This window comes from Streptomyces sp. Rer75, assembly GCF_013414305.1.
GTDB classification, from domain to species: domain Bacteria; phylum Actinomycetota; class Actinomycetes; order Streptomycetales; family Streptomycetaceae; genus Streptomyces; species Streptomyces himastatinicus.
The window spans coordinates 6,058,033-6,071,839 of the sequence record NZ_CP058693.1 but is presented as its reverse complement, the minus strand read 5'-3'; the positions used below and the strand labels follow the sequence as shown (position 1 = coordinate 6,071,839).

14 protein-coding genes are annotated in these 13,807 nt (G+C 70.0%); 12 read left to right on the top strand and 2 right to left on the bottom strand.

Features of this window, described 5'->3' with window-relative positions:
- Positions 1-262: 262 nt before the first annotated feature.
- On the bottom strand, positions 263-928 hold the full coding sequence (locus HYQ63_RS26235; protein ID WP_123098462.1) for a TetR/AcrR family transcriptional regulator: 666 nt from the start codon (positions 926-928) through the stop codon (positions 263-265).
- A gap of 249 nt (positions 929-1,177) precedes the next feature.
- Between HYQ63_RS26235 and HYQ63_RS26230 the strand changes: the two genes are divergently transcribed.
- Positions 1,178-2,503, top strand: a complete 1,326-nt coding sequence (locus HYQ63_RS26230) for a M6 family metalloprotease domain-containing protein (RefSeq protein WP_179936363.1) — start codon at positions 1,178-1,180, stop codon at positions 2,501-2,503.
- Here the strand turns inward: HYQ63_RS26230 and HYQ63_RS26225 are convergent.
- Complete coding sequence (locus HYQ63_RS26225; RefSeq protein ID WP_179936362.1) at positions 2,469-3,095, bottom strand: TetR family transcriptional regulator; 627 nt, start codon at positions 3,093-3,095, stop codon at positions 2,469-2,471. The genes HYQ63_RS26230 and HYQ63_RS26225 overlap by 35 nt on opposite strands.
- A 125-nt stretch (positions 3,096-3,220) precedes the next feature.
- On the opposite strand from HYQ63_RS26225, the gene HYQ63_RS26220 reads away from it, so the two are divergent.
- The 11 genes from HYQ63_RS26220 to HYQ63_RS26170 all read left to right on the top strand — a co-directional run bounded on the left by HYQ63_RS26220 (position 3,221) and on the right by HYQ63_RS26170 (position 13,776).
- Complete coding sequence (locus HYQ63_RS26220) at positions 3,221-3,391, top strand: hypothetical protein (RefSeq protein ID WP_179931904.1); 171 nt, start codon at positions 3,221-3,223, stop codon at positions 3,389-3,391.
- Between the two features lie 3 nt (positions 3,392-3,394).
- Entirely contained in the window at positions 3,395-3,673 is a 279-nt protein-coding gene (locus tag HYQ63_RS26215; RefSeq protein ID WP_179936361.1) for a DUF4190 domain-containing protein, read from the top strand.
- A gap of 93 nt (positions 3,674-3,766) precedes the next feature.
- Positions 3,767-4,885, top strand: a complete 1,119-nt coding sequence (locus HYQ63_RS26210) for an aromatic ring-hydroxylating dioxygenase subunit alpha (protein WP_257232126.1) — start codon at positions 3,767-3,769, stop codon at positions 4,883-4,885.
- Positions 4,882-5,058, top strand: coding sequence for a hypothetical protein (locus tag HYQ63_RS26205; RefSeq protein WP_179936360.1), 177 nt, complete (start codon positions 4,882-4,884; stop codon positions 5,056-5,058). Before HYQ63_RS26210 ends, HYQ63_RS26205 begins: the two co-directional genes overlap by 4 nt.
- The gene (locus tag HYQ63_RS26200; RefSeq protein WP_373689143.1) at positions 5,055-6,074 is read left to right on the top strand and encodes a 2Fe-2S iron-sulfur cluster-binding protein; all 1,020 of its coding nucleotides are present in this window, start codon (positions 5,055-5,057) and stop codon (positions 6,072-6,074) included. The genes HYQ63_RS26205 and HYQ63_RS26200 overlap by 4 nt, the downstream gene beginning before the upstream one ends.
- 173 nt (positions 6,075-6,247) lie before the next feature.
- Positions 6,248-7,273: an ABC transporter substrate-binding protein gene (locus tag HYQ63_RS26195; protein ID WP_179936359.1), complete on the top strand. Its 1,026-nt coding sequence runs from the start codon at positions 6,248-6,250 to the stop codon at positions 7,271-7,273.
- Between the two features lie 73 nt (positions 7,274-7,346).
- Positions 7,347-8,237, top strand: a complete 891-nt coding sequence (locus HYQ63_RS26190) for a siderophore-interacting protein (protein ID WP_179936358.1) — start codon at positions 7,347-7,349, stop codon at positions 8,235-8,237.
- Positions 8,238-8,475: 238 nt separating this feature from the next.
- Positions 8,476-10,050: an aspartate aminotransferase family protein gene (locus tag HYQ63_RS26185; protein WP_306664839.1), complete on the top strand. Its 1,575-nt coding sequence runs from the start codon at positions 8,476-8,478 to the stop codon at positions 10,048-10,050.
- A gap of 68 nt (positions 10,051-10,118) precedes the next feature.
- The gene (locus HYQ63_RS26180) at positions 10,119-11,423 is read left to right on the top strand and encodes a lysine N(6)-hydroxylase/L-ornithine N(5)-oxygenase family protein (RefSeq protein ID WP_179936357.1); all 1,305 of its coding nucleotides are present in this window, start codon (positions 10,119-10,121) and stop codon (positions 11,421-11,423) included.
- Positions 11,420-11,992: a GNAT family N-acetyltransferase gene (locus HYQ63_RS26175; protein WP_179936356.1), complete on the top strand. Its 573-nt coding sequence runs from the start codon at positions 11,420-11,422 to the stop codon at positions 11,990-11,992. Before HYQ63_RS26180 ends, HYQ63_RS26175 begins: the two co-directional genes overlap by 4 nt.
- Complete coding sequence (locus tag HYQ63_RS26170; RefSeq protein ID WP_179936355.1) at positions 11,989-13,776, top strand: IucA/IucC family siderophore biosynthesis protein; 1,788 nt, start codon at positions 11,989-11,991, stop codon at positions 13,774-13,776. The genes HYQ63_RS26175 and HYQ63_RS26170 overlap by 4 nt, the downstream gene beginning before the upstream one ends.
- Positions 13,777-13,807 lie beyond the last annotated feature (31 nt).

Here is a 13,807-nt window from a genome sequence, read left to right as displayed (position 1 = left end):
CCTACCTAGCGGTGCGGAGAGTAAGAAATGGGACGTTTGACACCCGGTTCGGACCGGGCGGAGCCGTTCAGTGAAAGCAGTGGACGAAGGAGAAGAGAGGTGAAGGAGAAGAGGGGTGAAGGAGAAGAGGGTGAGGGAGAAGAAGGCCGAAGGAGAAGCAGGAGAAGCGAAAGCCGACGGCGCGCGGCGCCGCACACAGATGAAGACCGGTGGACGCGCGAGAAATAAGCGGTGTTCGGTGAACGGCCGGGTGCGACCTACGTCACGGCCGGTGCTGTAGATCCTCCAAGGTGACGGCGGAGCCGGGGAGTTCGGAGCGCGCCGGAGCCGACAGACCGTCCAGGAACAGCTGTAGATGCCGGTGCACGAAGGCGTCGAAGTTCACGCAACCGCTGCCGGGCAGCGGCCGGGTGAGCTGGGTGAGGGCGACCATCAGATCGCCGACGTCGATGTCGGCGCGGAGTCGGCCGGCGGCTCGGGCGGCCCCCATCAGGGCGTCGATACCGGCGTCCAGGCGGTCGCGTGCGGCGATGTGGTCAGGGTGCTCCTTGTCGATGCCGTCGGAGAGCAGGGGGCACAGCGCGCCGATCCGCTCGTCCGCCGCGGCATGGACGAAGCGCCCCAGCGCCACGAAGGCGTCGGGCTCCTCGGCCAGGGCCGATTCGGCTTGTTCGGCGACGCGGGACATCACCGACAGGGTCACGTGGTGGATCAGTTCACGGCGGTCCGCGAAGTGCCGGTAGATCGTGGCATTGCCGACTCCCGCCCGTCGAGCGATTTCATCGAGCGGGACCTCGGCCCCGTACTCGACGAGCACCTCGCGTGCGGCACCGATGATCCGCTCCCGATTGCGCAGGGCGTCGGCACGCAGCCGGGGTGGCGCCTGCCGTGCGCGATCCGCGGCGCGTGCGGCGGTGGCTCCGGCCATGACAGCTCCCCCTTCTGTGTCCGATCGTCCCGCTATGGAACGATTCGAGGTTCAACATTTCCGGGGAGTCAGTCCCCGTTTGTGCGATCACCGGGTTAAACGGGGAACCACTCCCCGGAATTTCACAGTCCGTGGGTGACCTGCCTCACACCTGAATCGCGCGCGTTTCGCCCGCCCGGCCCAGCCGTTTCCCCCGCGCGGACGCACCCCACGGGCGCGCCGGAGTGCTCCGGCACACCGTGGGCGGCAATGAAGCAGACCCGCGAGGCCCCCCGCCCTCGAATACGCAGGATCCGCCGAGGCAGCGCGTTCGTCACCGTCGCCGTGCTCACGGTCGCGGTGGTCGCCCCGGCGGCGATGCCGCGTCCGGACAAACCGGCCGCAGCCAAGCGGGCCCCCGCGCCGGTGACCACGGCGGAGGCCGGGTCGCTGGAACCGTGCTCCCTCACCCCCGGGCCCGGGCTTCAGATGTCCGAGGGCATCCCCACCAACCGCGGCTACAGCCGCAGTACGGGGACGGTCAACGCCCTCAACCTGATGATCGACTTCCCGGATGTGCGCGGCAAGGGCACGGCGCGCGAGCGCTTCGAGGAGTTCTTCCCGCAGACCTCACGGTGGTTCGCCCGCAGTTCCTACGGACGGCTCGACTACCGGCCCGCGATGCCGATCGACCACTGGCTGCGGATGCCGCACTCGTTCCGCTCGTACGGCATAAAGCGCGGCAGCCCCTTCGAACCCGGCTACCGCAAGCTGGTCGCCGACATAGCGAAGACGGCCGACGGCCAGGTGGACTTCCGCCGCTACGACCTGGTGAACGTCCTGGTCACGCCCAACGCCGGGCCGCCCGCCGCGCATGCGGTGCTCTCCGTGACGTACGCCGACAACCAGCGCGCCCCGACCGCGGACGGGGTTCCGCTGGCCAATGTCTCCTTTGTCTACAGCCGTCAGGACGACGGTTCCGGTTCGCTGCGGAAGACCGGCTTCCGAGTCCTTCCGCACGAGAACGGCCATGTCTTCGGCCTGCCCGACCTCTACACCCGCGGCGGCGGCGACAACGTCGGCCACTGGGACGTGATGTCCGAGGACTGGGGCGCCGGCAACGACCTGCTGGCCTGGCACAAGTGGAAGCTCGGCTGGCTCGGCACCCGCCAGGTCCACTGCGCCGCCCACCCCGGCACCACGGTGCACGCGCTGTCCCCGCTGCACCGGCCGGAGGGCACCAAGCTGGTCTTCGTCCCGGTCTCGGACTCCACCGGATACGCCCTGGAGGCGCGCACCGGCGGCGGCAACGACGAGGCGGTGTGCAAGCCCGGCGTCCTGGTGACCTGGGTGGACACCCGTGTCGACTCGGGCGGCGGCCCCGTCACCGTCCTGGACAGCTCCCCCGGCGGCCACGGCTGCACCCAGGAGCGCAACGTCCACCCCGGGCTCAGCGACGCGGCCTTCGGCCCCGGCGAGACGTACCAGGGGGACGCGGACGGTGTGCGCGTACGCGTCCGCGTCACCGGCCGGGACGCGGACGGCGCCTACCGCGTCGAGGTCACGCGTCGCGCCAGTGCCGGCGCCCGAGGCTGATCAGCAGCAGCTGCTTACGGGCGGTGTCGGCGATCCGCTCGTGCTCCCGCTCGTCCTCCTGGGCCTCCATGAACGCGGTCGCCGTCGTCACCATGCGGTCGACGTAGAGCTCGGCCAGCATCCGTACGTCCTCCGGCGGCCAGCCCGCCGGGGTGAGCCGGGGCGCGAAGGCCGCCGCGACCTCGTCGACCAGCAGGCCCAGTTCGGCGCCGATCGCCTCCCGCACCGGCCGCACCCCGCCGTGCCGTTCGCGTGCGATGAAGCGGATGTGGGTGGGGTGGCGGCGCACGTGCTCGGCGACCGCTTCCATCACCGCGTCGATCCGCTCCTCGTCCCCGTCCCGCTCGGCGAGGATCGCGCGGATCATGCCCTGGAGACTGCCCAGGGACTCCTCGACCAGGGCGACGCCCAGATCGGCCATGTCCCGGAAGTGCCGGTAGAAGGCGGCCGGGGCCATGCCCACCACCCGGGTCAGCTCCCGCAGACCCAGGCTGCTGAGGCTCTGGTCCTCCAGCAGCCCCAGCGCCGCGTCGAGCAGCGCGCGGCGCGATTTGCGCTTACGGGCCTCGCGGATCCCGCATGTGTGACTCATATCATTCCAGTAAACAGGTGTTCGCCGACCTTGGCCAGCCGTACGCGGGGGTAGCCTAGATGTCAGTGAACAGTCGTGAATCCAATTGTTCACTTAATGAGCATCCGCACCCCGGATCCACCACCATGAGAGAGGCTCACATGCTCTTCATCGTCGCGGCTCTCGCCCTGATGGGGGTTCTGCTGGGCGCGGCGGCACATACCCCGCTCCCGGTCTTCCTCGCCGCTTCCGGCGTCATCGGCGCATGGCTGCTCATCTTCTTCATCCGTGAACGCACCGGACACAAGGGGAGCTGACCCATGGCACTCACCGCACCCACCCGCACCTCGCCGGTCCGCGCGCGCCAGGACGCCGACGGCATGGCCGTCGCCTCCTTCGTGCTCGGTCTGATCGGCACCCTCCTCTTCAACGCGGTCTTCGGGCCCTGCGCCATCGTCCTCGGAACCCTGGCGATCGCCCGGGAGACCAAGCGCCGGGGCCGCGCGCTGCTCGGCATCGCGCTCGGCATCGCGGACGTGATCCTGCTGGTCGTCCTGATGACGCTGGACCACTCGGTCTTCTGGCAGTTCGGCAGCTGATCGCCCCCACCTCTCCCAGCGGCTCCTGGCGGCCCTTCCACTGAGTGGAAGGGCCGTTGCCCGTGCGTGACCCGCGTCACCACGCTGCTGTGCATGACCGCATTCGCACGGAACCAGTGGTACGTCGCCGCCTACGGCCGGGAAGTCGGCCGCGAGCTGCTGGCGCGCACCATCCTCAACGAGCCCATCGCCTTCTACCGCACCGAGCCGGACGGCACCGAGTCGACCGGCCACGAGTCGACCGGCACCGTCGTCGCGCTCGCCGACCGCTGTGTGCACCGCCGCTATCCGCTCTCGGCCAGCCGCCTCGACGGCGACAACGTCGTCTGCGGCTACCACGGCTTCACCTACGACACCACCGGCACCTGTGTGTTCGTGCCCGGCCAGAAGCGCGTCCCGCGCACCGCCCGGGTCGCCTCGTACCCCGTCGTCGAGCAGGACTCGCTGGTCTGGGTGTGGATCGGCGACCCGGCGCTCGCCGATCCGGCCGCGATCCCCCGCGCCCCCTGGCTCGCCGATCCGCGCTGGACGACGGTCGGCGGCATGGAGCCGATCGACGCGGGCTACGGGCTGCTCGTGGACAACCTGATGGACCTCTCCCACGAGACGTATCTGCACGGCGGCTACATCGGCACCCCCGAGGTCGCCGAGACCCCCATCACCACCGAGGTGGACGAGGGCGCGGGCATCGTGCGGGTCAGCCGCCACATGGACGACGCCGCCTGTCCTCCCTTCTATGCACGCTCCACCGGCATCGAGGGCCGCATCACCCGCTGGCAGGACATCGAGTACCACGCGCCCTGTCTGTATCTGCTGCACAGCCGCATCGCACCGGTCGGGGTGCTGCCGGAGGCCGACGGTTCCGATCCGAACGCCTTCCATGTGGAGATCACGTACGCCATCACGCCCTCCACGGACCGGACCGTCTACGACTTCTGGGCCGTCTCACGGGACTTCGCCCAGGACGACGACGAAGTCACCACCTTCCTGCACGACTTCAACCGCACCGTGGTGCGGCAGGACGTGGACGCGCTGAACCTGCTCCAGAAGGCGCTGGACACCGAGCGCGAGGGCTACCAGGAGCTGAGCATCAACATCGACACCGGCGGCCTGGCCGCGCGCCGCATCCTCGCCCGCCTCGCCGCCGAGGGCGAGCAGCGCACCGGCGAGCAGCGCACCGCCACATCGCCCACGACGGTGGCCGCCCCGTGAACACCGCCGAGGTCTACCGGATCGACTGGCTGCCCGGCACCGACGTGCTGCACGGCGTCTGCCACTGCGGCGCGGAGCGCACCGCGCAGGACCCGGTCGAGCTGTGGCAGTGGATGCTCGCGCACCCCGAAGGACACAGCCCCGCTCCCCCACAGAAAGGCACCGCCGAGTGAGCAGCGCCACCGAAGGCCACGGGGTCACCGACGGCCACGCGTACGACGACACCCTGGTGGTGGCCGCCAGGGCCGACGCGACGCCGGACGTGGTGACGCTCACGCTCCGTCACCCGGCGGGGCACGAGCTGCCCGGCTGGGAGCCCGGCGCCCATGTCGACCTCGTCCTCGACGACGGACTGGTCCGCCAGTACTCGCTGTGCGGGGCCCCGGCGGACGCTGCGTCCTGGCGGATCGCGGTGCTGCGCGCACCCGACGGACGCGGCGGTTCCGCCCGGGTCCACGACACGCTCACCGAGGGCGCGCGGGTGCGGGTGCGCGGGCCCCGCAACCACTTCGCGCTGCGCCCGGCCGCCCGTTACCTGTTCATCGCGGGCGGCATCGGCATCACCCCGATCCTCCCGATGACGGCCGCCGCCGAGGCCGCGGGCGCCGACTGGACGCTGCTGTACGGCGGGCGCACCCGCGCCTCCATGGCCTTCGCGGACCAACTGACCGGCGCCTACGGCGGGAAGGTGCGGCTGGTGCCGCAGGACGAGGCGGGGTTGCTCGACCTCACGGCGTATCTCGCCGAGCCCGACCCCGGCACCCTGGTCTACTGCTGCGGCCCGGAACCGCTGCTGCGGGTCGCGGAGGAGCAGTGCCGCGCCTGGCCCGCGGGCGCGCTGCGCACCGAGCGGTTCCAGCCTCGTCCGGCGGACGAGAGCGACGGGATCGGCGCCAACGGCGAGGCGGAGCAGGCGGACTCCGGCAGTTTTGAAGTGATCCTCGACCGATCCGGACGCTCCCTCACCGTCAAACCCGGACAGAGCGTACTGCGTACCCTGGAGGAGGCAGGGGTGCCAGTTTTGTACTCCTGCGAAGAGGGCACGTGTGGTACGTGCGAGACGGATGTCATCGAGGGCGAGGTGGACCACCGCGACTCCGTACTCACCGACGAGGAGCGCTCGTCGGGCGAGACGATGATGATCTGCGTCTCGCGCTGCCGGGGCCCGAAACTGGTGCTGGACCTGTAGACGCCCCTGCGAAACGGCGCTGAACGACCGCTTACGCCTCTCAAATAATGGGACCGGGTGCCCCCACCCACTGGACAAACGGGTTGGTTAGGCTAACCTAAGTACGCCTTCGGGGTGACGTCCCCTGGGCATCGTCCCCGTACGTCGTGAGAAAAGGCACCACCATGCGGTCCATGCGCCACGCCAGAGAACTCCCGCTCTCCCGCCGCGGCCTGCTCGCCGCGGGCGGCGCCACCGGACTCGGAGCCCTCGTCACCGCCTGTGGCGGCAAGGGCGGTTCGGGATCCGGCGGCGAAAAGGGCGGCGGCTCCTGGTCCTTCACCGACGACCGCAAGAAGAAGATCACCAACGATGGCCCTCCCCAGCACATCGTCGCGTACGTCGCCTCGGCCGCCGCGCTCTATGACTTCGGCATCGACAAGCAGATCACCGGCGTCTTCGGCCCCACCAAGCTCAAGAACGGCAAGCCGGACCCGCAGGCCGGGGGCATCGACGTCGACCGGCTGACCAGCCTCGGCCAGGCCTGGGGCCAGTTCAACGTCGAGAAGTACGCCTCGCTCAGCCCCGATCTGCTGATCACCAACATGTTCGACCCGGGTGCGCTCTTCTACATCCCGGACGACAGCAAGAAGAAGATCCTCGAACTGGCCCCCAGCTGCGCCATCACCACCGGCCGGGTCTCCATGCTGGAGCCCATCAAGCGCTACGCCGCGCTCGCCGAGGCGCTGGGCGCCGACCTCAAGGCCAAGAAGGTCACCGACGCCAAGGCACGCTTCGAGAAGGCGTCCGAGGAACTGCGCAAGACCGCCAAATCGCACAAGATCCGGGTCATGGCCTGCTCCGCCAGCGCCGATCTCTTCTATGTCTCCAACCCGGAGATCAACGCCGACCTGATGTACTTCAAGGAGCTGGGCGTCGACCTCGTACAGCCTCAGAAGCCCGACAAGGGCGGCTACTTCGAGAGCCTGAGCTGGGAGAACGCCGACAAGTACGACGCGGATGTGCTGTTCCTGGACAACCGCACCGCGACCCTCCAGCCGGGCGCCCTGAAGTCCAAGCCGACGTGGTCGAAACTGCCCGCCGTCAAGGCGGACCAGATCACGCCCTGGAGCAGTGAGCCGCGCTTCTCCTACGCCGGTGCGGCCCCGCTCATCGAGTCCCTCACCAAGGCCATCCAGGACGCGAAGAAGGTCAGCTGACGACGGCCGACCGGCCACCGGCGCTGACCACGGCGCGCTGACCCAAGGCAAGCGAAGGGAAGACGTCGCTCCCATGACCACCGCAGCCACCTCCACCCGCCCCTCCTCCACCGCCGTACCGTTCCGCTTCTTCGACGCGCACGTCGTACGGACCCGGGCGCTCGGACCGTCCATGTCCCGGATCACCTTCAGCGGCACCGGCCTCGGGGACTTCACCACCGGCGGCCGCGACCAGCGCTTCAAACTGTTCCTGCCGCACCCCGGCCAGCCCGCGCCGGTCGTGCCGGTCGAGGACGGCGAGGGCTGGTTCGCCACCTGGCGGAAGATGGACCCGGCCGTCCGCGGCATCATGCGCTCGTACACCGTGCGCGAGCAGCGCCGCGAACCCGACGAGATCGACGTCGACTTCGCGCTGCACCACGACGGAGGCCCGGCCGCCCGCTGGGCCGCGCGCGCCGAGCGCGGCGACCGCGTCACCCTGCTGGGCCCGGTCGTCGAGGACAACGGCGGTGTCGACTTCCGGCCGCCGTCCGGCACCGACTGGGTGCTGATCTCCGGCGACGAGACCGCGCTGCCCGCCGTCGCCGGCATCCTCGACTGGCTGCCCGCCGGCACCCCGGCGAAGGTCTGGATCGAGGTGCAGCACGCCGAGGACGTGCAGGAACTGCACACCGAGGCCAACGCCGAGATCACCTGGCTGGTCCGGGACGACGCCACCCCCGGCTCCCCGCGCTCCGCCCTGCTGCTGGACGACGTACGCGCCACCCAGCTGCCCTCCGGCACCCCGTACGCCTGGATCGCGGGAGAGGCCGGAACCGTCAAGGAGATGCGCCGCCATCTGGTGCGCGAACGCGGCTTCGAGCGCAAAGCGGTGACCTTCACCGGCTACTGGCGGCTCGGCACCTGTGAGGAACAGCTCGTCGAGGAGGCCGTGAGCGGCACCGGTCCGAAGTCCGACGACTGACCCGCGTCCCCTCCCCCCTGACCGCTCCCCTCCCCCTGCCCGCTCGCTGACCCCACCCCCAGCCCATCAACTGGCCGACGGGACGTACGAACGCCGAGGCGCGCCACCGCGCGCCCGGCTCCCCCGGCCGGCGCCCCGGCATGCCCGCTCTCACCCCACAGCGCCACACCCACCCCCACAAGCACGCCCGCAGGCGCGCCCACACCCGTGCGTCCGCATGCTCCAGGAAGGACAGACCGTGAGTTTCCTCGCGCAGACCGCTGAGGACCCGTCGCCGGAGTCGATACCCGGGGCGGCGGATGGCAGGACCCACCTCTTCAACGACCGTACGGTGGAGAGCTACCGGCGCTCCGTGACCGACGGCGTCAGCCTGGTGGCCTCCACCGTCGCCCGCACCGACCGCCCGTTCACCGGCGTCACCCCCGGTGAACTGGCCCCCGAGATCTCCGGCATCAACCTGGAACACCCGCTGGGCGACCCGCAGGCCGCGCTGAAGGAACTGGAGCGCGTCTACCTCAAGGACGCCGTCTACTTCCACCACCCGCGCTACCTCGCCCACCTCAACTGCCCGGTGGTCATCCCGGCGCTGCTCGGCGAGGCGGTCCTCTCGGCCGTCAACTCCTCCCTCGACACCTGGGACCAGAGCGCGGGCGGCACCCTGATCGAGCGGCGGCTGATCGACTGGACCGCCGAGCGCATCGGGCTCGGCGAGGCCGCCGACGGCATCTTCACCAGCGGCGGCAGCCAGTCCAACCTCCACGCGCTGCTGCTGGCCCGCGACGAGGCCTGCAAGCTGGTGGAGAAGGAAGCCGCCGCGGCCGGGGAGCCCGTCCCCCCGAAATCCGAGATCCTGCCGCGGCTGCGCATCCTCACCTCCCAGGCCAGCCACTTCTCCGTGAAGAAGTCCGCCGCCATCCTGGGACTCGGCTACGAGGCCGTCATCTCGATCCCCTGCGACCAGGACCGGCGCATGCGCACCGTCGCCCTGGCCCGCGAACTCGACCGCTGCCGCCAGGAGAACCAGGTGGTCATGGCCGTCGTCGCGACCGCCGGGACCACCGACTTCGGCTCCATCGACCCGCTGCCCGAGATCGCCGAGCTGTGCTCGCGGCACGGCTCCTGGATGCACGTGGACGCCGCGTACGGCTGCGGGCTGCTGGCCTCCCCCACCCGGCGCCACCTGCTCGACGGCATCGAGCGCGCCGACTCGGTCACCGTGGACTACCACAAGTCGTTCTTCCAGCCGGTCAGCTCCAGCGCCGTCCTGGTCCGCGACCGCGTCACGCTCAGCCACGCCACGTACCACGCGGACTACCTGAACCCCGAGCGCAGCGCCGAGAAGCTCATCCCCAACCAGGTCGACAAGTCCATCCAGACCACCCGCCGCTTCGACGCGCTGAAGCTGTGGCTGACCCTGCGCATCATGGGCGCGGACGCGGTCGGGGCGCTCTTCGACGAGGTCGTGGACCGGGCCGCCGAGGCCTGGAACCTGCTGGACACCGACCCGCGGTACGAGGTCGTCACCGAGCCGCAGCTGTCCACGCTCGTCTTCCGCTACGTGCCCGGGGACGACTCCGACGCGGACCTCGTCGACCGCGCCAACCTGCACGCCCGCGAGGCCCTGGCCGCCTCGGGCGAGGCCGTGGTGGCCGGGACCGTCGTGGACGGCCGTCACTACCTGAAGTTCACGCTGCTCAACCCGGAGACGTCGCTGCGCGACATCGCGTTCGTCCTCGACCTCCTCGCCGAGCACGCCGGTCAGTACCTGGCCCTGCACATCGAGCCCGAACTCAGCCACTCCCGCGCCAGCTGAGCCGCCGGCCCGCCTGAGCCGCTGGCCCGACTGAGCCGCTGACCGCCGCAACACCTCGGAGAACCACCGTGTCCACCCCGCACATATACGACTTCGTCGCCGTCGGGCTCGGCCCCTATAACCTGGGCCTCGCCTGCCTCACCGAGCCGATCGAGGAACTGGACGGCCTGTTCCTGGAGAGCAAGTCCGACTTCGACTGGCATCCGGGCATGCTGCTGGACGGCGTCACCCTCCAGACCCCGTTCATGGCCGACCTCGTCACCCTGGCCGACCCCACCTCCCCGTACTCCTTCCTCAACTACCTCAAGGAATCCGGGCGGCTGTACTCGTTCTACATCCGCGAGATCTTCTATCCGCTGCGCGCCGAGTACAACAAGTACTGCCGCTGGGCGGCCGGGAAGCTCACCAGCGTCCGCTTCGGCCACGAGGTCACCGGCGTCACGTACGACGAGGCCGACGGCCTCTACACCGTGCGCTCCCGGCGCCCCACCGGCGAGACCACCGAGCACCGCGCCCGCCATCTGGTGCTCGGCACCGGCACCCCGCCCTTCGTCCCGGAGACCTGCCAGGGGCTCGGCGGCGACCTGCTGCACAACGGACGCTACCTGGAGCACAAGGAGGCGCTCCAGGCCAAGGAGTCCATCACGATCGTCGGCAGCGGGCAGAGCGCGGCCGAGATCTACCAGGACCTGCTGGCCGACATCGGCAGCCACGGCTACCGCCTCAACTGGGTGACCCGCTCCCCGCGCTTCTTCCCGCTCGAATACACCAAGCTCACGCTGGAGATGACCTCGCCGGAGTACGTGGACTACTTCCACGCCCTCCCCGAGGACACCCGCTACCGGCTGGAGTCCGAGCAGAAGGGCCTGTTCAAGGGCATCGACGCCGAGCTGATCAACTCCATCTACGACCTGCTGTACCAGCAGAGCGTGGACGGCCCGGTGCCGACCCGGCTGCTCACCAACACCGCGCTGACCGAAGCCTCGTACGACGAGTCGACGGGGACGTACACCCTCGGGCTGCGCCACGAGGAGCAGGAGCGCGACTTCTCCCTCACCACCCAGGGCCTCGTCCTCGCCACCGGCTACCGCTACCAGGTGCCCGCCTTCCTGGAGCCGGTGCGCGACCGCATCCGCTGGGACGACCACGGCCGCTTCGACGTCGCCCGCAACTACAGCATCGACACCACGGGCCGCGGCATCTTCCTCCAGAACGGTGCCACCCAGGCGCACAGCCTCACCTCCCCCGACCTGGGCATGGGCCCGTACCGCAACTCCTGGATCATCCGCGAGCTGCTGGGCCGCGAGCACTACCCGGTCGAGAAGTCGATCGCCTTCCAGGAGTTCGGCGCGCCGGAGGGACCCCTGACATGACCGTCTTCGAACGCCACGACGACCGCCTCGGCAGCTTCGCCCTGCGCACCCTCGACCCGGGGACGGACGCCGCGCTGCTGCACCGCTGGGTGACCCACCCCAAGGCGTCCTACTGGATGATGCAGGACGCGAGCCTCGCCGACACCGAGGCCGAGTACCGCAGGATCGCCGACCACCCGCACCACGAAGCCTTCATCGGCCTGCACGAGGGCGAACCCGCCTTCCTCGCCGAGCGCTACAACCCGGCCGAGGTCGAGCTGGTGGGGCTGTACGAGCCCCGCAAGGGCGACGTCGGCATGCACTTCCTGTGCGCGCCGACCGACACCCCGGTGCACGGCTTCACCCTCGCCGTGATCACCACCGTCATGGAGTTCTGCTTCGGCGACCCCGCCGTCCGGCGCGTCGTCGTCGAACCCGACGTCCGCAACGACGCGGTGCACGCGCTGAACGCGGCGGTCGGCTTCGACGTCGTCGAGAAGATCGTCAAACCGGAGAAGGACGCCTACCTCAGTACCTGCACGCGCGAGCGCTTCGCCGCCGCGCGCGCCGCCCAAGGAGTATTCCGATGAGCCCCCGCGACGCCGTCGCCCACCTCACCCCCGAACTGTGGGAGCGGGCGGGCCGCCTCCTCCTGCGCAAAGCGCTCGCCGAATTCACGCACGAGCGCCTGCTGAAGCCCGAGCTCGCCGACGACGGCCGGTACGCCGTCCCCAGCGACGACGGCACGGTGACCTACCGCTTCGCCGCCCGCGTCCTCACCCTGGACCACTGGCTGGTCGATGCGGACAGCATCACCCGCCACGGCCAGGACGGCGCGCAGCGCCCGCTGGACGCCCTCGACTTCTTCATCGAGCTGCGCGGCACCCTCGGCCTCAGCGACGACATCCTCCCCGTCTACCTGGAGGAGATCAGCTCCACCCTCTCCGGTACGGCCTACAAACTGGCCGCCGAGCCGGTCGGCGCGGCCCAGCTCGCCAAGTCCGGCTTCCAGGAGATCGAGACGGGGATGACCGAGGGCCACCCCTGCTTCGTCGCCAACAACGGCCGGCTCGGCTTCGGCATCCACGAGTACCTCTCGTACGCCCCGGAGACCGCGAGCCCCGTCCAGCTGGTCTGGCTGGCCGCGCACCGCGACCACTCCACCTTCACCGCCTCCTCCGACCTCGACTACGACGCGCTGGTGCGCGACGAGCTGAGCGAGGAGACCCGGGCCCGCTTCGCGGACACCCTCAGCGGCCAGGGCCTCGACATCGCCGACTACCACCTGCTGCCGGTGCACCCCTGGCAGTGGTGGAACAAGCTGTCCGTCAGCTTCGCCGCCGAGGTCGCCCAGCAGCGGCTGGTCTGGCTCGGCACCGGCGAGGACGAGTACCTCGCGCAGCAGTCGATCCGTACCTTCTACAACACCAGCCACCCGTCCAAGCACTATGTGAAGACCGCCCTGTCGGTCCTCAACATGGGCTTCATGCGGGGCCTCTCGGCCGCCTACATGGAGGCCACCCCGGCCATCAACGACTGGCTGACCGGCGTCATCGCCGCCGACGACGTCTTCCAGGCCGCCCGCTTCTCGATCATCCGCGAGCGGGCCGCCATCGGCTACCACCACCGCCAGTACGAGGCCGCCACCAACCGGTACTCCCCGTACCGGAAGATGCTCGCCGCCCTGTGGCGCGAGAGCCCCGTCCCGTCGCTGGAACCCGGCCAGCGCCTCGCCACCATGGCCTCCCTCCTCCACACCGACGCCGACGGCGGCTCGTTCGTCAGCGCCCTCATCGAGGAATCCGGCCTCACCCCGGCGGCCTGGCTCCGCGGCTACCTGGACGCCTACCTCACCCCGGTCCTGCACAGCTTCTACGCGTACGACCTGGTGTTCATGCCGCACGGCGAGAACGTCATCCTGGTCATCGAGGACGGCGCCGTCCAGCGCGTCATCTTCAAGGACATCGCCGAGGAGATCGCGGTCATGGACCCGGACGCGGTCCTGCCCCCGGCCGTCGAGCGCATCCGCGCGGACGTCCCCGAGGACAAGAAACTGCTGTCCGTCTTCACCGACGTCTTCGACTGCTTCCTGCGCTTCCTCAACGGCATCCTCGTCTCCGACGGGCTGATCGAGGAGGACACCTTCTGGCAGACGGTCGCCGCCTCCGTCCAGGGCTACCAGGACGCGATGCCGCACCTCGCGGACAAGTTCAAGCAGTACGACATGTTCGCCGAGGACTTCGCGCTGTCCTGCCTCAACCGGCTCCAGCTGCGCAACAACCGCGAGATGGTCGACCTCCAGGACCCGGCGGGGGCGCTTCAGCTGATCGGCACCCTCCAGAACCCGATCGCGAAGTTCCGCCCGGAGGGCTGAGCGCGCGCAAACGACTGTGGGCACCGCCGCG